The sequence below is a fragment of the Thermoleptolyngbya sichuanensis A183 genome (assembly GCF_013177315.1).
Taxonomy (GTDB): domain Bacteria; phylum Cyanobacteriota; class Cyanobacteriia; order Elainellales; family Elainellaceae; genus Thermoleptolyngbya; species Thermoleptolyngbya sichuanensis.
In genome coordinates, this window is record NZ_CP053661.1 from 2882373 (window position 1) to 2898578 (window position 16206).

Consider the following 16206-nt stretch of genomic DNA (forward strand, 5'->3'; position numbering starts at 1 on the left):
GCTTAAAGCCCGCCTAACCCCTAACCCCTGAAACCTAACCCCCAACCTTGGGCATAATGGAGGGTGCTGATGCAGAGAGCTATGGCATGACTTCAGAGCCGTTTTTGACCATTGATGACCAGCCGATCACCGTATCCCAGGTCTTTCGCTACTTGCAGGCAGGGGGCAAGCTCGACGGGTTCATTGGCGAAATTGTCCGGCAATACGTCATCGAGCGATCGCTCACTGAGGAACCCGACCTCCAGCCTAGTCCGGCTGTGCTGGAACAAGCCGTCGTCGATTTTCGGCTTAGCAATAAACTGACGGATGCCCAAGTCTTCCAGCAGTGGCTTAGCACCAACGGGCTGACCTACGAAACCTTTCACGAGCGTATTGCTGTCGGCTTCCGCATGGACAAGCTGCGGCAAAACGTAACGGAGCCGAAGCTCCAGGAATATTTCATCGAGCGCAAAATGTTTCTGGATCGAGTGGTGCTGTCGCGCATTATTGTAGACAGCAAAGATTTGGCAGAGGAACTGCGCCTGCAACTCTCCGAGGGAGCCAGCTTCGAGCAACTGGCGCGAGAGCATTCCCTGCTGGAAGACCGCGTGATGAACGGCATGATGGGCCCCGTCAGTCGCGGCAGTATGCCGGATATCTTGCGGGCGGCGATCGATCTGGCAGAACCGGGGCAAATTGTCGGCCCCATTGAGCTAGAGGGGCGCTGGGCCCTGTTTCGCGTCGAAGAACTGCTGCCCGCCGTGCTGGAAAACCCCCAGGTGCGTCAAACCCTGCAAAATGAGCTATTTGACCAGTGGCTTGCCGAAAAAATTCAAACCTTGCCGATTAAAATCAATATTGGAGAATAATGCCCCAAGACCCCCTTGCCAGCATTCCCTGGGATGCCCCTCCCCTCTGCTGGCTCAACGCAGATCAGCAAATTGCTGTCAAAAATCAGGCCGTTGTTCGCTCCTTTAAGCTGGGCGAAGTGATCTGGTCGGCCGATGCGCCAGGGGAGCAATACCTGGTGCTGGCGGGCAACGTGCGGCTGGTGCCGGAGGAGGGCAAGCCGACGCTGCTAAAGCCGGGGGACTGGTTTGGTGATTTTCCTAGCCTGACGGGCCCCTGGAAGGCGCGGGCGGCGGGCAAAGAGGTGCAGGTGCTGGCTTGGAACAGCGACCTATGGGATGAGGTATCGGCGCGGGTTCCCGAAGTGCGCCAGTTTTGGCTGGAGGGGCGATCGCGCTATCAGCCCGACTATTCCGATGCGCCCAAACCCGTGGCAGGGTTTCCCTTCGTGGGCGGCGTGAATTCGGCAGCGGCCTGCCTGACGATGGTGGCTCAGGTGCTAAATGCGCCGACGCAGATCGACTGGGTGCAGCGGCAGTTGCGCGGCCAGTTGCCCAAAGACTTGATTAACGCAGCCGAAAAGCTGGGGCTGCAAATGAAGCGACTGCTGCTGACCGACTGGCGCGACCTGCAAACCGTCAGCTATCCGGCACTGATGCTGTGGCATCGGGAGCATTGGGTGGTGGCCTACGGCGTGAAGGGCGATCGCCTGCTGATTGCCGACCCGCTCGATGGCGATCGCACCTGCAAAAGCATCCCCAAGCCCGTCGTCCAATCGGCCTGGGACGGGCAACTGTGGACGGTAGAACCCGTTCAAAAGCAGGACAAATTTAGCCTCAAGTGGTTTTTGCCTGCGGTCTGGAAATATCGCGTGCTGTTGGGGGAGGTGCTGTTTGCCTCGCTAACGTTGCAACTGCTAGGGCTGGGGACACCCGTGATTACGCAAGTAATCATCGACAAGGTGATGGTGCAGGAAAGCATCCCCACGCTAGACGTGATGGGCATTGCGCTGCTGATCATCGCAGTATTCGAGGCGGTGCTGGGCATTTTGCGGATGTTTATCTTTACCCACACGACCAATCGGCTCGATATGGCGCTGTCGGCACAGCTTTTCCGGCACTTGCTGCGGCTGCCCTTATCTTATTTTGAGGCGCGTCGCGTCGGCGACACAGTGGCCCGCGTTCAGGAACTAGAAGAAATCCGCCAGTTCCTCACCAGCACCGCGCTGACAGTGATTCTGGACAGTATCTTCTCTGTCGTGTATCTGGGGATGATGGCGTACTACAGCATCACGCTGACAGGTATCGCGCTGGCGGTGATTCCCCTGTTCGCCATCCTGACGCTGATCAGCACGCCGATTCTCCGCAACTGGCTGAATGAAACCTTCAACCGCAGCGCCGATAGCCAGTCTTACCTGGTGGAAACGATGACGGGGATTCATTCCGTAAAGGCCCATGCGGCAGAACAAACCACGCGCGATCGCTGGGAAGGTTTGTATGCCCGCTTTGTCCGCACGGGCTTTCGCGCCACCACCACGGCAAACATCAGCAACCACCTAGGCGATTTTCTCACCAGCCTGTCGGCCCTGCTCATCCTGTGGTTTGGCGCACGGCTGGTGATTAACCAGGATCTCACCATTGGTCAATTGGTGGCATTTCAAATGCTGTCGGGTCGCGTTACGGGGCCGCTGCTGCGGCTGATCCAGCTTTGGCAAAACTTGCAGGAAGTGCTGCTGGCGGTCGATCGCATCGGCGACATCCTCAACGTTGCACCCGAATCAGAACCCGGCACGGGGTTGACCCTGCCCAACCTGCGCGGCGAAGTCGTGTTTGAAAACGTGTTTTTCCGCTATCAGCCCGACCAGGAGGCGATTCTCAAGGGCATTTCGTTCCGCGCTGAGCCGGGGCAGTTTGTGGGTATCGTGGGACGCAGCGGCTCCGGCAAGAGTACCTTATCTAAGCTGATTCAGCGGCTCTATCCAGCGGAGGCAGGGCGGATTCTGGTAGACGGCTTCGATATCAAAAGTGCTGACTTATCTTCGCTGCGACCACAAATTGCCGTGGTGCTACAAGAGGATTTCCTATTCAACGGCTCTGTGCTGGAAAATATTACCCTGGGCAACCCCAATGTGACGGCAGAGCAGGTGATTGAAGCCGCACGAATGGCAGTAGCCCACGACTTTATCTGTGACTTGCCCCACGGCTATGAAACCAGCGTCGGCGAACGCGGCACAGCCCTCTCTGGCGGACAGCGGCAGCGCATTACCCTGGCGCGAATGTTCCTTTCGGATGCGCCTGTGCTGATTTTGGACGAGGCCACTAGCCACCTGGATGCGGAAACCGAGCAGCAAGTCCTCGAAAATCTGAAGCAGGTGTCGAAAGGGCGGACGCTGTTTCTCATCGCTCACCGCTTTGCGCCGCTGAAACGCGCCGACCTGATCCTGACGATGGAAAAAGGCGTGATTGTCGAGCGGGGCACCCACGATTCGCTGTTGCAGGAAAAGGGGCTTTACTACTCGCTCTACCAGCGCCAGCAAATGTCCGTCTAGACCCGTCTAGACCCGTCGTGCGACGCATTTTAAGGGCATCTCAAGGGCGTTTCAAGGGGTTGCACAGTGGTGGCACGAATTTCAAATTTTGCTGATTCTTGATCGCTAATTGCGTTTGCAAATCGAGGAGCGATCGCCCTGCTTTTGGCGCATTTGCACATAATCCCGAACCCATTCACACCCCGCGTTTAGGATCTGTTCCGTATCGAATACCCGATCGAGTTGCCAGAGAATCACCAAATTATCCAATCCCGCAGACGCGAGCAGTGCTTTCTGATTTGCAGCAGCAGGATAAAACGCCACATCTAGCGCTCGCTCTTCATGTCCTTCTAGCGTGTGCAATAGCGTTCCGTCTAGCTTCCAAAGTTTAATCGTTTTATCCCAACTGGCAGAGGCAATGACCGTGCCCCACTCTGCGGGAAGTCCAGCATCTGCGGGAATAAAGGTGAGCGCATTGACGCGATCGCCATGTCCTTTTAGCGTGTGAATCAGCGTTCCATCTAGCGACCACAGCTTGATCGTATTGTCTTCACTAGCAGTTGCCACCATTTGCCCATCTGGGCTAAAGGCTACATCCCAAATGGTGTCTTCATGACTGCTCAGCGCCCGCTGCGGCTGAGGCGAAAACTGCCCATTGGCGTTGCGTCGCCACAGGTAAAGGATCTGATCTCGACCACCAACGGCCAGCCATTGATTGTCGGGACTATAGGCAACTGCATTGAGGCGATCGCTGAGTTTGTCCAACGACGGTTCAGCGCTTCTCTTGAGGATTTGAATTAAGGTGCCATCCAACTGCCACCGTTTGATAGTGCCATCCCAACTCACAGATGCAACCTCGGTGCTGCTGGGGTTAAACGCCACATCAAATGCTGTTTCCCGATGGGCATTGATCGTTTGGATGAGGGTGCCGTCTGGGTTCCAAAGCGCCAGGGTACCGTCGTTGTGGGCAGTGACCATCATTTGCCCATCTGGACTGGTGTCAACAGCCCAAACTTCTCCACGGGCAGCGGTCAGTGTTTGCAATAGTTGCCCCTGAGGTGTCCAGCGTTTAATCGTGCCGTCGGTGCTAGAAGACCACACAACTGGTTCCGCCACCGGAGCAGCAGTGCCGCGATTGGTGCCGCGATTGGGTGCAACCGTGACGCTCCACACAGAGGCGCGATGGCCCCGAAAGACCGTCGTAAAGCGAGAGGACAACTGCCAAACTCGAACCAGGTCATCTTCTCCCCCGGAAATCAGGCGATCGCCATCCGGGCTAAACGCCAGCGCCAGCGTGCCGCTAGGATGCCCTGGAAGCGATCGAATCACCGTTCCTTCTAGATTCCACAGTTTGATGGTATTGTCCCAACTGCCCGATGCCAAGGTTTGCCCATCGGGGCTAAAGACTAAATTCCCCACCGCCTTGCGATGCTCGGACGTGGTGTTGAGTAAGGTGCCATCCAGGTTCCACCAGAGGATGTTGCCATAGGAATCGCCCGCCACCAGCCTTGTCCCATCGGGGCTAAAGGCAACGCTCAGGAGTCGATTTTCCCCGTCGGTGGAAGGCGTGGGATTGCGGAAGGTGCGACGGGGAGTGCCGTCTAGATCCCACAGCATCACCGTGTTGTCGGCACTGGCAGAAGCGAGCGATCGCCCATCCGGGCTAAATACCACCTTCCAGATGACGCCGCGATGTCCGCTCAAGGTGCGGACGAGTTTGCCGTCGGTGTGCCAGAGTTTGATCAGCTTGTCGTTGCCGGCTGAGGCAATCCACTGTCCATCGGGGCTAATCGCCACCGACAGCACGCGATCTGGGTGCCCTTTGAGCGTTGCCACGGGTGTGCCATCTGTGCGCCACAGCCGCATGGTGGCATCGTCCATTGCCCCCACCAGGGTTTGACCATCGGGGCTGAAGACAACCTCCCGCGCCTTTTCTGGAATCGTGTTCAAAGTCGTCCCGTTGGGTTTCCAGAGGACAATAGTAGACTGATCATAGGTTGCGGCAATGCGCTGACCATCAGGACTGATCGCCAATCCCCGCACTCGTCCTTTGTTGGCGTTCAGGCGATGGCGCTCAACCACTTGAACGGTGATGCGGTGCAGTTCTCGCTCAACTTGGGTCGCTAGTTCGGCGGGCACCCGGCCGATCCGGTCTAGCTGCGTATAGGCTTGAATCGACGTGACGAGTGCATCCAATCGATTGCCCGAAGCAAATTGGGCCTCGGCGATGTTGGCGATCGCCTCGATTTCGCGCAGCGAGGCCTGACGTTTTTGGGCAGCGGCATAAAGCCCCAAGCCACTGGCAATCACAAATGCAGTGCTGATCGTGCCCAAGAGCCAGCGCTGCAATCGCAGACGCTTCTCCACTTCGCGCAGTCGTCGATTTTCCTCTTCCCGTTTGAGCGTGTCGAGGTCAGTGCTGGTGCCAAACCATTTGACGATATTTCCCGCCCCATCGCGAATGGGAATGGCGCGGTTGAGAAACCAGCGATAGGTTCCCTCACTGTCCATCATCCTGAGCTGAAGTTCATAAGGCTCGCCTGTTTCCAGGGAATGCTTCCAGGCAGCCAAGCTGAGGGGACGATCTTCGGGATGAACGATATCCAGGCGTTTCCAATCTTGCACATCGCCTAGCGATCGCCCCGAAAAGTCGTTGCCTTGCTGATTTGTGTAAGATAGCCTGCCGTCGGGTTCCACAATCCACACAATCTGCGGCACCGCTTCTGCCAACTGACGAAAGAAGCGCTCGCTCTCGGCCTTGGCGGTGAGCTGCTGCTGAATAGACTGCCGCTCAATATCCTGGCTAGCTGCCAAAAATTGATAGTCCAGGTCGCTGAGGCTTTTATTCCTGGCCCATTGCTCTACCTCTAGCAGGGTTTGCCCTCGCAATAGGCGAGAGTCGTCCTGTCGTCCTGACTCGACCCAGGCATCTAGGTTGACCGAATAGGGACGCAGCCGGTGCAATTGTTGCTCGACCCAAGCTGGGGTAAACACCTGGCGATAGATGCGGTTTTTGATGGCGAGCTGATTTTCCCGCCGCACCACCAACCCCGACAGCAGCAAGTCGATTTGCTCACGACTGTCGTCGGTGTAGACAGGCTTTCCTTGGAGTAGTTGCTGATACAGCCCCAGCAATCGCGCAATGCGGTTTTCGTGCCAAAACAGATGGTCGCGAATGGTACGCAGGTGGATGGGTTCGTCCTGTGATTCCCAATGGCTGAGGATGTGCGATCGCACGAGTTCTTCGATCCATAGATCAGCCGTGCCCGCAGGCAACCGCAGCGGCAGCGTTTCCGCCTGTTGCGCCTGTTTGACGACAAGCTGACACAGCTTTTGGGTCAAAAACGGTTGCCCGCCTGTCCAGCTCAAAATGGCTTGCAGCACTGCTGATGGAGCGTCTACAAACGGCTCTAGTCCCGGCAATAGCGGGGCGCTTTCGGCGAAGGTGAACCCTTCTAGCTGAATCGCCTGACCAATGTTGAACGGCGTGAGCTGTTTGTCGGCAATCAAATCGGAGGGGGTGGCGACTCCAAACAGCGCAAAGGTCAGGCGATGATACTGCTCATCGTGCGATCGCTGGTTATAGCACGCCCGCATCCAGGCAAAAAACGCATCGGTGGAAAACGGTAGCCCCAGCAGGCTGTCGATCTCGTCAATCAGCACGTAAATGGGGCGATCGCCCCCCGACGGCAAGATCACCTCTTCCACAAGCTGGCTCAGGCGCTGCATCAGCGGCAGGGCTTCTCGCGCTTTCCACCATTGCAAAAAGTCAACCTGCGGCGGCAGTTTCAACCCCTGAATCAGACTGATCCCCACGCCCGCAATCCACTGCTGCTGGGTGAGATCGGTGCCACCCAGGCGCGTCATATCCAGATAAATGCAGCAGGCTCCCTCGGCTTGCAGTCGCTCCTTCACCCGCACCAGCAGCGACGATTTCCCCATTTGGCGCGAACTAAAGACGTAGCAAAACTCGCGCGATCGCAATGCGTCGTACAAATCTGTATCTGCCTGGCGCTCCACATAATTGGGAGCGTTGGCATGGAGGCAGCCGCCAACTTTAAAGCGTGGGGACGTAATCACCAGGGGACGCCTTGATTTGCTGTTGCTTTATTATGAATGACTCCTTGAACCAGGGCGACAACATCTCAGGAAAACGCATCACTCGGTCAGAATGTAGCGCTTTAGATAATAGCGATACAACTCACAACTGAGTCGCCAACCGTTGGGCGTTGGAATGACTAATCCTGCGCCTTCTAACTTAAACGCCAGCATGGGATCTAAAACACTCACGCCTGAAGGCTGAAGCAGAGCCTTCAGCGGCTCCATCGTCCAGGGCAGATCTTGCAGCGAGGCAAACATCGTCTGTAAATATCTCTGGTATGCCCCTTGAGGCGTTGTAGCGGCCTCCAAAAACGCATCTAACGAAGACGGTTGACGGGCAATGTGGTGAATCGCCAAATGTACCAGGGTAGGATGCCCGCCGACCAGCGCCATCAGCCGATTGGCCTCTGCCTCGCTCCAGGATAGAGCATACCGTTGCGCTAGCTCCAGCACTTGATTGGGGGTGAATTCGGGCAGTGCCAGCGGCAGCCCAACATTAAACGGTAAAAAGATGATGTCGAGCAGCAAATAGCGGTCGGTGGCATAGGTGACGACGAGGCGCAGGTGTTGCCAGACGGCATCATGTCCGGCTTCCTCATGCCAGGAGCGCAGCAGAGGCAAAAAAGCCTGCGCAGTTGCAGGATGGGCAAACACGCGATCGATTGCGTTGATCGCCAGCAGCACAGGACGCTGAATCGAAGACAGGAGCTGATTTCGCACATAGAGCGTGGTGCTAAAACTCATGCCGATCGCCTCCCCCCAGGGGTTTTCGGGGGGCGGCACTAGCCCCAGCTTCATCGCCAGCGACATGCTAAACCATTGCAAAAACTGATTGGGATTTTCCAGAATATCAGTTTCGGCTTGCTGGAGGTCGATCGAGGCGATCGCATATCCCAACTGCTGAGCCTGATCGAGCATCCGCAGCAGCAGCGACGTTTTGCCAAAGCCAGGCGGCGCTTTGATTCGCACCACACAGCCAACTTGGGTCATTTCGTGAAAAGCTAACGCTTCGATCGGTTCTCGGTAAATGTAGAGCGATGACTGGAGCGGCAAGGGACCGCTGGGATAGCGGTGGAGCGATCGCCCTAAGGAAACGTCCACTTGCGGTTGGGAAAGCGTTGCTGGATTAAAACCGTCAACCGGCTGGAGGTCGGCATCCGTGAGTGTCAACCCAAAGGTGTTGAAAATCTTTCGCAGTGTCTTTTGATCTACACCCGCCTGCGCCGCCCACAGCCGACGAATTGACGACGGAGACACGTCCGCCAGATCGCTCAACGCTTCGGCACTGTAGCGATCGCCGCCGTTTTGCTCTGCCTCGAAACGGGCGATCGCCCCTTGCAAACGACTCAGCCCATAATCACTCAGAACAATCCCGCGTTTGCGTTTAGCAATTCGCCGTTTTTCAAGATCTTGTTTTTCAGGATCTCGGTTTTCAGGATTCATAGTGTGTCCCTTACCCACGGGAGCATCCCACTTTCGCGAAAACAGTGCGAAGGGTGAGAATGGGAGGGTAGCCCCAGGGATGACTCACCATGACACCTGAAGACCAAAAGCGATTGGAAACTTGTACTATTGATTTGATTGTGTGTAAATGCGGGGAGAATGCTTGCGTTTACACACAATCTGGACAAACTTGAGATTTAACAATGAAAATTCAGTACCTTCTTGTTGCAGTAATAGCTGCCGTTGCGTCTGCGATTCCCTTTGCAGCAAAGGCAGATACGGTCGATGCCCGCTGCGATATTTATCCGCGTGGTGAAGATCGGGCTTCGGCGGTGACGGCCTGCACCTTTTCTCAGCGCCAGGGCAATGTGGGCATTCAATTGCAAGACGGGCGGCGCTATGACCTGACCCCCGTGGGCAGCCAGCCCGGAAACTATGTGGATCAAAATGGGCAGCCGGCCTATCGGCAATCGGGATTGGGCGATCGCGGTCAAATCTATCGCTTTGCCAACGAGTCGATCTACGTGTATTGGGACACGGCGGGCATTCCAGCCGCCAGCGCCAACACTAGCGGCAATCCGGTTACTTACACTACGGTCATTGACTACAACCACATCAACATTCAGATCACCGAAGCAGAATTTAACTTCCGGGGCACACTGACCAAGCTGCCAGGGCCCGATTATTCCGGCACCGATGGGCGTGTGCGCGTGGTGCTGACTCCTAGCACGGGTCGGGTGCTTGTCTTTAATGAAGTCACCGGGACGACTTTCTACGACTACACCATTCCTCCGGTGTCGGTTGGTGAAGACCCCAGCACCATGTGCGATCCGACCCGCGAACCCTGCTAGAAGTTGCTTCATTTATCAAAAGTGCTCAGCCTTTGACTGAGCGCTTTTTTCTGCTACTTTTTCAGACCTGTTCGCGTCGGCGTTGCGGAGCAATAACCTGACTCCCAAAACCTGCCCCCTCCTAAAGAACTTGCGAATAAGACAAAATTCATCCTCTAAATTCAGGGTGCGTTTGCCATGAATGCAGTCCTCGCTTCAAAACCCAAAATTGCGATCGCCGCGGTTTGCCTCTACCAAACTGAGTCATGTTAAATCCATCTAACCCGCAGCCCCAGGCTCCAGACTGTGTTGCCAACTTGCATGCGATCTATGGCCCTCCCAGTCAGGCTGGATTTGGCAGCGCCGTATTCTACGAACCTTTAGACAGTGAACTTCTAGAGCGTGCAGACGCACTAGAGCAGATGGCGCTTAAACACTATCGATATTTTGTGAGCGACTTCTGGCGGCGATGCGGCGAATCCGCTTGGCTGACTCGTTTTTTCTATCCATCTAGGAAATACCCCTATGACTCACTTCTTCACTCGTTTGATCGGATTCACCGCCCTGGGCGTTGCCATCGCCATGGCCAGGCCAGCGATCGCCACTCCCCCCACCAGCCCCGCGTGGGAATCTACCGACTGCTCTACCTTTGGCCTGAACGCGCTGCAAAGCGCCATGTCTGACTGTGGCTATGTCACCGTGCCCGAGCGCCACAGCCAGCCCGATGGGCCGACTATTCAGGTGGCGGTGGTGAGAACCCGCAGCATTGGCAACAACCCTGCCCCCGATCCCTTGTTTATCGAAAATGGTGGCCCTGGCAGCACTACCATTAAAACCTTTGCGGTCGATATATTACCCAACCTTCCGGTGTTGCCCGCCTTGCTGCAAGCGCGCGATCTGGTGTTTGTCGATCAGCGGGGCACTGGGCATTCACGCCCCTTCTTTAACTGCCCCGAGAAAACCGAGCACAATATAGCGGTGGCTCGCGACGAGATCGCCCCCACCGATACCCAGTGGATGGTGGCCTGCCGCGATCGCAGCCTTGCCGCAGGCATTAACCCCAACGCCTTCAACACCATCGAAAATGCCGCCGATATCTATGCGGTGGCCGAAGCCCTGGGCTACGACCAGTTTAATTACTACGGGGTGTCCTATGGCACGCTGCTGGGGCAGTACGTGCTAGAGCAGGCGGAGGAACACACCGCCCAGCTCCGCAGTGCGATCCTCGACGGGGTGGTGACGACAAATATCGACTTTAACCTGGCCGCCACCTATACCTTGAGCGGGGCACTGCGCAACCTGTTTGCCGCCTGCGCCGCCGATGCCCAGTGTAATCAGACCTATCCCAACCTGGAAACCGTCTTTCTGAGCCTGCTGGATCGGCTAGAGCAAACCCCCGTGCCGCTGACGCTCAAAATCCCCGACACCGAGGAAACCCTCGAAACTACGCTAGACCGAGACGAATTCTTGATGTTTTTTGAACCCTATATCGCCAACAGTGGGAATGCCTCAGCCCTGCCCAAGAACATTTATCAGGCGGCTGAGGGAGATTTTAGCTGGGCCGTATCCGAACTCTCGAAGGCGCTCCGGGACGATGATAGTGGCACAGGCATGTATCACACGGTGCTCTGTTCGCGGGTCGATTCCATAGCAGTAGATCCGTCTACCGTGTTTCCCGCCCCCTACGAGCAGCTGATCGCAATCGGGGAGAATGAGAGTGCTTCTTATCAGCACTTCTGCGACCTGCTTCAGGTTGAGCGAGAGCCAGTCTTCGCCTACGACAACACCGAGATTCCTGTCTTAGTGCTGAATGGCGGCTACGACCCGGTCACGCCCCAACGCTACGGCGAGGCCGTCGCCCGCAATTTCCAGAATGCCCATGTCTACACCTTCCCCGGTGTAGGTCATGGCTCGATGTTTGCACCAGGGGGCACCCCAGCCGCGACCTGTGTAGAGGCGATCGCCCTCGATTTCCTGGCTGATCCCAATCAACCATCGAATCACCGCTGTATTGATGAGGTCAAACCTATTTTCAAGTACGAGTAATACCGTTCATCCTAGATCATGAGGTGCCCCATGTCATTAACTGACTCCGCCCGCGTTCTCTATGGCTCACCCTTAAGCCGCCCCAAAGTTGCCAAATTTGCCGTGATTGTATTGACAGTATTGGTGATCATCGGCACCAGTTTCATTGTCAAAAACATTCTCACGCCATTGCAACCGGATGCCCTGAAGGTATTTTTGGTTGCGTTGTTGTGGGGTGGTTTACTCTCCATTATTCCCTTAGCCATTCTATGGTTCCTCGATCGTCGGGAGCATGAAACCACCTGGCTGTATATCCTGACTTTTTTGTGGGGTTCTCTGATTGCAACGGCGATCGCCAAACCCATCAACGATCTGATCATCGGCGGTGTTGATCAGTACCTCACCCTGCATCCTGATATTCAGCAGTTGCTCGGTGACAATGCCAGGATGGCGATCGCCGCTCCCCTGGCGGGGCCTATCGTTGAGGAAACCACCAAGGGACTGGCCCTCGTGCTGCTGTTCTGGCTGCTGCGGGCCGAGTTTGATAATGTGCGCGATGGTTTTATCTATGGAGCGTTGGTCGGCATTGGGTTCAATTTCTTAGAAGCCCCTTTTTATGTCGCAAACGTCTTTGCCGATACAGGTGTTGCACCCTGGGGGGGACAACTGGCGGTGCGCCACTCGTTACTGGGGCTGGGTGGTCATGCGCTCTACACCGGATTGTTTGGCATGGGTCTGGGTCTGGCGCGGCAGACCACCCGCCCCTGGTTACGCTACGTGGCTCCCATTGGAGGCTGGCTGCTGGGGTTTTCGGCCCATCTGGTGAACAACGGCATGGGTCTGCTGATCACCCTGATGATTGTTTTGAACGGTGGCAAAGCTGCTGCCAGCAGCAAAGGCGTGATTCCCATCGATCCACCCTTTTGGCTTGGTTTGTTGCAGGGTAGCATCCAGAATTTCATCCTGCTCCTCCCCTTTGTCGTGATCACCCTTGTGATGGTCTGGCAGAGCGGCGTTTGGGAACGCAATGTGATTCGGGAACAGCTGGCCGATGAGACAGAACCTGTCATTACACCTGCTGAGTACGAGGCGGTAAAGGGCGATCGCATCTTTCGCACCCGCCGCATTGACGGCACCGATCGACGCACCTCAGCGGCGATCGTCCGGGCGCAAAACGAGCTTGCTTTCCGTAAATGGCGCGTTAAGCAGATGGGCCAGTCTCCAGACAAAGATCAGCTTGTCGCGTCCTGGCGTGATGAGCTAACGCGGATGCGGGACAGGAAAGCGGCGATCGCGGTCTGAGAGCGCGTTTGAAAAGGGATCTACGGTAGCTTTAGTCACTTGCCGATCCCCCCTGCCCCCCTTAAAAAGGTGGGTAAAAGTCCCCCTTTTTAAGGGGGATTTAGGGGGATCTCTACTTCTACTACAAGAGACAGGACTTTTAAAACATCCTCTGAGCCGAAACCATTGCATAGAAAGGAAACTGAACGATGATGGATCAGCTTGCATCACTCTCAAAACCCAAAATCGCTATCCTGGCGGCATTCGTCTACACCGCAATCATGGGCATTGGGATGTTTTACATGAAAACATTCCTGGGCATTAGCTACGGTCAACCAGAAATGATGAACCTGTTCTGGTTCATCCTGATTATCCTCAATGTCATCAATGTCTTCTGGGTCACTCGCTATTTCAGCTGGCGGGCGATCGGCTTTCGTCCCCTCGATCGCAAGCAACTGCTATGGTTTCTGCCCTTGATCGTGGTGCTAATTGCCCTGTGGGTGGTCTTTCTGTCGGGTCTGGCGCGGATCTCCCTCAGTGCCGCTCAATGGCAATCGTTTGCCCTGGTTGGCTTCACCACCCTGTTAGTCGGGTTTGGGGAAGAAATCATGTATCGGGGCATTGTGTTGCACGCCTTTTTGACCACCGGGCGAGTCCGTTGGGCGAAGGAGCATCCCACTTTCGATGAAACAGTCAACTGGCGAGCTGTCCATTGAGGTAGGCACAGCGCAGACTCAACATGGCATTAACGGAGGCCGTATTCCAGCGAGCACCCGAAATTTGGAGGCGTCGCCCAATCTGTTTGACAGCCGATTCTACGGCTCCTGATCCAATAGAACAGAGTTGCTCAGCCTGGTAGAACCCATAATTCACGATGCGAGAGCGATGGGTGCTCAGATAGGCTTCAAAATTGCGGGCTTGCTTGCGCCGACAGTCGGCAAAGAGGGCCCTGGCGGCTTCCACTTGACCTTGCCATAACAGCATTTCCGCCGCTGCTAAGCGCTTGAGCGACCCACCGACTTTGTAGAGGTTTTCTTTGAGATGGTACCAATCGAGGATTTCCCAACGGGTCTCAACGGTGGTGAGTTGAGCAAACAGATTCCACACCCCAGCGTGACCATCGCCCAGACAGACCAGTGGGGAGAGCAAGCGTTGAGCGCTGAGATAATCAATCAAGCTGTCATTGTCTTGGAAGAAGGCGTTGTAATCAATCCCCTCCACCCGCACCGCTTTGTAGTCTCGCCACGGGCTATCGGACTCTAGCAGGTCACGCAGACGGACTTTGCCGCCATCAATGCTGACCTCACTGACGCCTTGTTTAGCCTCGGCAGACTCGAACGACTGACGCCCCACCAGACGTTGTTGGGTCGAGTGCCCGACCCGCATCCCGGTCAGGGCTACGATGTCATCCTCTGCATCTTGAAACGATTCGTTGGCACTTAAGCGTAGGTTGGCTTTCTCTAGGCCACCACTGAGACGGCTGTAAGCCTTTACGCCTAACCGTTCTGCCTGACTTTGACGAATCTCAAGGACCCCTACCAAACTCTTCAATCGGCGAACCCGGCCTCGGGCGGGGTAGGCTTTCTGGTTGACAAAAAAAGGGCAACTCGAGGGCTCACCTCCTCTAGCATTTGCCGTCGTACAGTCTGCTCGATGCCTTCTAGACTATCGAGCCCCTCTCGGTTGCTATTGCGATACAAAATCTCGGCGATCTCTGCTGTACAAGCTTCCAATCGCTTTTGGTCTTCAGGTGTCCTGGTGAGTCATCCCTGGGGCTACCCTCCCATTCTCACCCTTCGCACTGTTTTCGCGAAAGTGGGATGCTCCCGTTGGGCGATGTTGGTGAGCGCGATCGCCTTCTCCCTCCTGCATGCGGTGAATGTGTTTGGGGGCGTTCCTTTACTGGCTGTCCCCATCCAACTGCTCAATACCTTTCAGTTTGGCTTTTTCTTTGCGCCGCTGATGCTCAAACTTAACAACATCCTGCCGTTAATTATCTACCACTGGCTGTGGGACTTTGTGCAGATTATGGCAGGGTCGCTGGTGGATGAACAAACTGCCACGGCGATGAAGATGAAATCGATCGTGCAATTCGGCGACCCCATTCAACTCATTTTGGGCATTGTGATGTGGTTGCAGATCAAGCAAGTACCAGAGCGGGCGATCGCCGCTTCCCCCAATTCCATTTCTTTCTGATTAAGCCTAATTTGATAGCAGAATTTTTGATATGCATCTAGATGATCTTCGAAAATCCCCATTGGTCATGGCTGCAACAGAAGCCAGACGACCGACGCGATGGTGGCTCGCCTACCTGTTTAGTCTATTCGTGGCATTGCTAGGCGTCATGGTGACGATGGAGTTGATTCGTGAAGCCCTGTTCCAATTCTCGGTCACGTCAATTCCAGGGCAAATTTTTGAAGGCATTACGAATGCAATTACCATCACAGTTCTGGCACTTTGGGTGAGGTTGAAAGAAAGACGACCAGTAAGTTCGCTGGGATTTCGAGGGCGCAATTGGGCATATCGGTTCCTGGCTAGAGTGGCGATCGGGGCCATCATGCTCAGTACCGTAACCTTGATTCTGCTGCTACTCGGTCAATATCAAGCGGTACCAACGGCTGTTGGTTCTCTCAGCGGTTGGGCTGCACTGCTGCCTTTCCTGGCTCTGGCTCCCGTTTGGGCGGTGCAAAGCTCTGCTGAGGAGAGGATTTGCCGGGGCTACCAGGTGCAGGTGGGTGCTTTGCAGTTATCGGGGTGGTTGGCCGTGCTGTTGCCAGCGATAGTCTTCTCAGCACTCCATCTGGTTTCTGGGGGTTTTAGCCAACCCTTGGCGGGTCTCAACATTGTGCTTTTTGCCTTGCTTGCCACTTTGGTCGCGCTGCGCCAGGGATCGCTGTGGCTGGTGTGCGGCATCCACACGGGTTGGAACTGGTTTCAGGGCAATGCCTTTGGTTTTCCGGTTAGCGATCTGCCCCGCGACACCTCAGTATTCAGGTTGGCACCGACGGAAACTGCTATTTCCTGGTTGAGTGGTGGCGCGTTTGGTCCCGAAAACAGTTTGATTGCCACCGCTATCTGGGGTCTGGCATTAATCATTGCCTACCGATATTTCACGACCAAACCAAAACATTCCACCACCAGGACTACCGTAGGCCAGCCCTGATAAACCCT

General features: G+C 55.6%; 11 protein-coding genes. 8 read left to right on the top strand and 3 right to left on the bottom strand.

The features are described 5' to 3' along the window. Positions 1–86: 86 nt before the first annotated feature. Both HPC62_RS12075 and HPC62_RS12080 read left to right on the top strand, forming a co-directional pair. Positions 87–848, top strand: a complete 762-nt coding sequence (locus tag HPC62_RS12075) for a peptidylprolyl isomerase (protein WP_172358919.1) — start codon at positions 87–89, stop codon at positions 846–848. Continuing rightward, positions 848–3376, top strand: coding sequence for a peptidase domain-containing ABC transporter (locus HPC62_RS12080; RefSeq protein WP_172355984.1), 2529 nt, complete (start codon positions 848–850; stop codon positions 3374–3376). Before HPC62_RS12075 ends, HPC62_RS12080 begins: the two co-directional genes overlap by 1 nt. A gap of 105 nt (positions 3377–3481) precedes the next feature. Here HPC62_RS12080 and HPC62_RS12085 read toward each other — a convergent pair whose 3' ends face one another. Both HPC62_RS12085 and HPC62_RS12090 read right to left on the bottom strand, forming a co-directional pair. Next, on the bottom strand, positions 3482–7435 hold the full coding sequence (locus HPC62_RS12085) for an AAA-like domain-containing protein (protein ID WP_172355986.1): 3954 nt from the start codon (positions 7433–7435) through the stop codon (positions 3482–3484). A gap of 78 nt (positions 7436–7513) precedes the next feature. Beyond that, entirely contained in the window at positions 7514–8899 is a 1386-nt protein-coding gene (locus tag HPC62_RS12090) for an AAA-like domain-containing protein (RefSeq protein ID WP_172355988.1), read from the bottom strand. Positions 8900–9102: 203 nt separating this feature from the next. Here HPC62_RS12090 and HPC62_RS23125 point away from each other — a divergent pair, with 203 nt between their 5' ends. The 4 genes from HPC62_RS23125 to HPC62_RS12110 all read left to right on the top strand — a co-directional run bounded on the left by HPC62_RS23125 (position 9103) and on the right by HPC62_RS12110 (position 13751). Beyond that, positions 9103–9750 (top strand): hypothetical protein, encoded by a 648-nt coding sequence (locus HPC62_RS23125; protein WP_205369565.1) that lies wholly within the window; start codon positions 9103–9105, stop codon positions 9748–9750. A 504-nt stretch (positions 9751–10254) separates the two neighbouring features. Further along, the gene (locus HPC62_RS12100) at positions 10255–11775 is read left to right on the top strand and encodes an alpha/beta fold hydrolase (protein WP_172355990.1); all 1521 of its coding nucleotides are present in this window, start codon (positions 10255–10257) and stop codon (positions 11773–11775) included. A gap of 30 nt (positions 11776–11805) precedes the next feature. Continuing rightward, positions 11806–13056: a PrsW family intramembrane metalloprotease gene (locus HPC62_RS12105; protein ID WP_172355992.1), complete on the top strand. Its 1251-nt coding sequence runs from the start codon at positions 11806–11808 to the stop codon at positions 13054–13056. 188 nt (positions 13057–13244) lie between these two features. After that, positions 13245–13751, top strand: a complete 507-nt coding sequence (locus HPC62_RS12110; RefSeq protein ID WP_172355994.1) for a hypothetical protein — start codon at positions 13245–13247, stop codon at positions 13749–13751. Here HPC62_RS12110 and HPC62_RS12115 read toward each other — a convergent pair. Next, positions 13729–14768 (bottom strand): ISKra4 family transposase gene (locus tag HPC62_RS12115; RefSeq protein ID WP_172355000.1). Its coding sequence is split into 2 segments (ribosomal slippage): positions 13729–14636 and positions 14636–14768, totalling 1041 coding nucleotides; the frame shifts between segments, so codons are not numbered across the junction. The two genes, HPC62_RS12110 and HPC62_RS12115, sit on opposite strands and share 23 nt — an antisense overlap. 103 nt (positions 14769–14871) lie before the next feature. Between HPC62_RS12115 and HPC62_RS12120 the strand changes: the two genes are divergently transcribed. After that, positions 14872–15231 (top strand): CPBP family intramembrane glutamic endopeptidase, encoded by a 360-nt coding sequence (locus HPC62_RS12120; protein ID WP_216655245.1) that lies wholly within the window; start codon positions 14872–14874, stop codon positions 15229–15231. Between the two features lie 67 nt (positions 15232–15298). Next, on the top strand, positions 15299–16198 hold the full coding sequence (locus tag HPC62_RS12125; RefSeq protein WP_172355998.1) for a CPBP family intramembrane glutamic endopeptidase: 900 nt from the start codon (positions 15299–15301) through the stop codon (positions 16196–16198). The last annotated feature ends 8 nt before the right edge of the window (positions 16199–16206 follow it).

Excerpts from the sequence above, each read along its gene's own strand:
- HPC62_RS12075 (WP_172358919.1), top strand. The coding sequence starts at position 87 with ATGACTTCAGAGCCGTTTTTGACCATTGATGACCAGCCGATCACCGTA.
- HPC62_RS12080 (WP_172355984.1), top strand. The coding sequence starts at position 848 with ATGCCCCAAGACCCCCTTGCCAGCATTCCCTGGGATGCCCCTCCCCTC.
- HPC62_RS12090 (WP_172355988.1), bottom strand. The coding sequence starts at position 8,899 with ATGAATCCTGAAAACCGAGATCCTGAAAAACAAGATCTTGAAAAACGG.
- HPC62_RS23125 (WP_205369565.1), top strand. The coding sequence starts at position 9,103 with ATGAAAATTCAGTACCTTCTTGTTGCAGTAATAGCTGCCGTTGCGTCT.
- HPC62_RS12100 (WP_172355990.1), top strand. The coding sequence starts at position 10,255 with ATGACTCACTTCTTCACTCGTTTGATCGGATTCACCGCCCTGGGCGTT.
- HPC62_RS12105 (WP_172355992.1), top strand. The coding sequence starts at position 11,806 with ATGTCATTAACTGACTCCGCCCGCGTTCTCTATGGCTCACCCTTAAGC.
- HPC62_RS12110 (WP_172355994.1), top strand. The coding sequence starts at position 13,245 with ATGATGGATCAGCTTGCATCACTCTCAAAACCCAAAATCGCTATCCTG.
- HPC62_RS12120 (WP_216655245.1), top strand. The coding sequence starts at position 14,872 with ATGTTGGTGAGCGCGATCGCCTTCTCCCTCCTGCATGCGGTGAATGTG.
- HPC62_RS12125 (WP_172355998.1), top strand. The coding sequence starts at position 15,299 with ATGGCTGCAACAGAAGCCAGACGACCGACGCGATGGTGGCTCGCCTAC.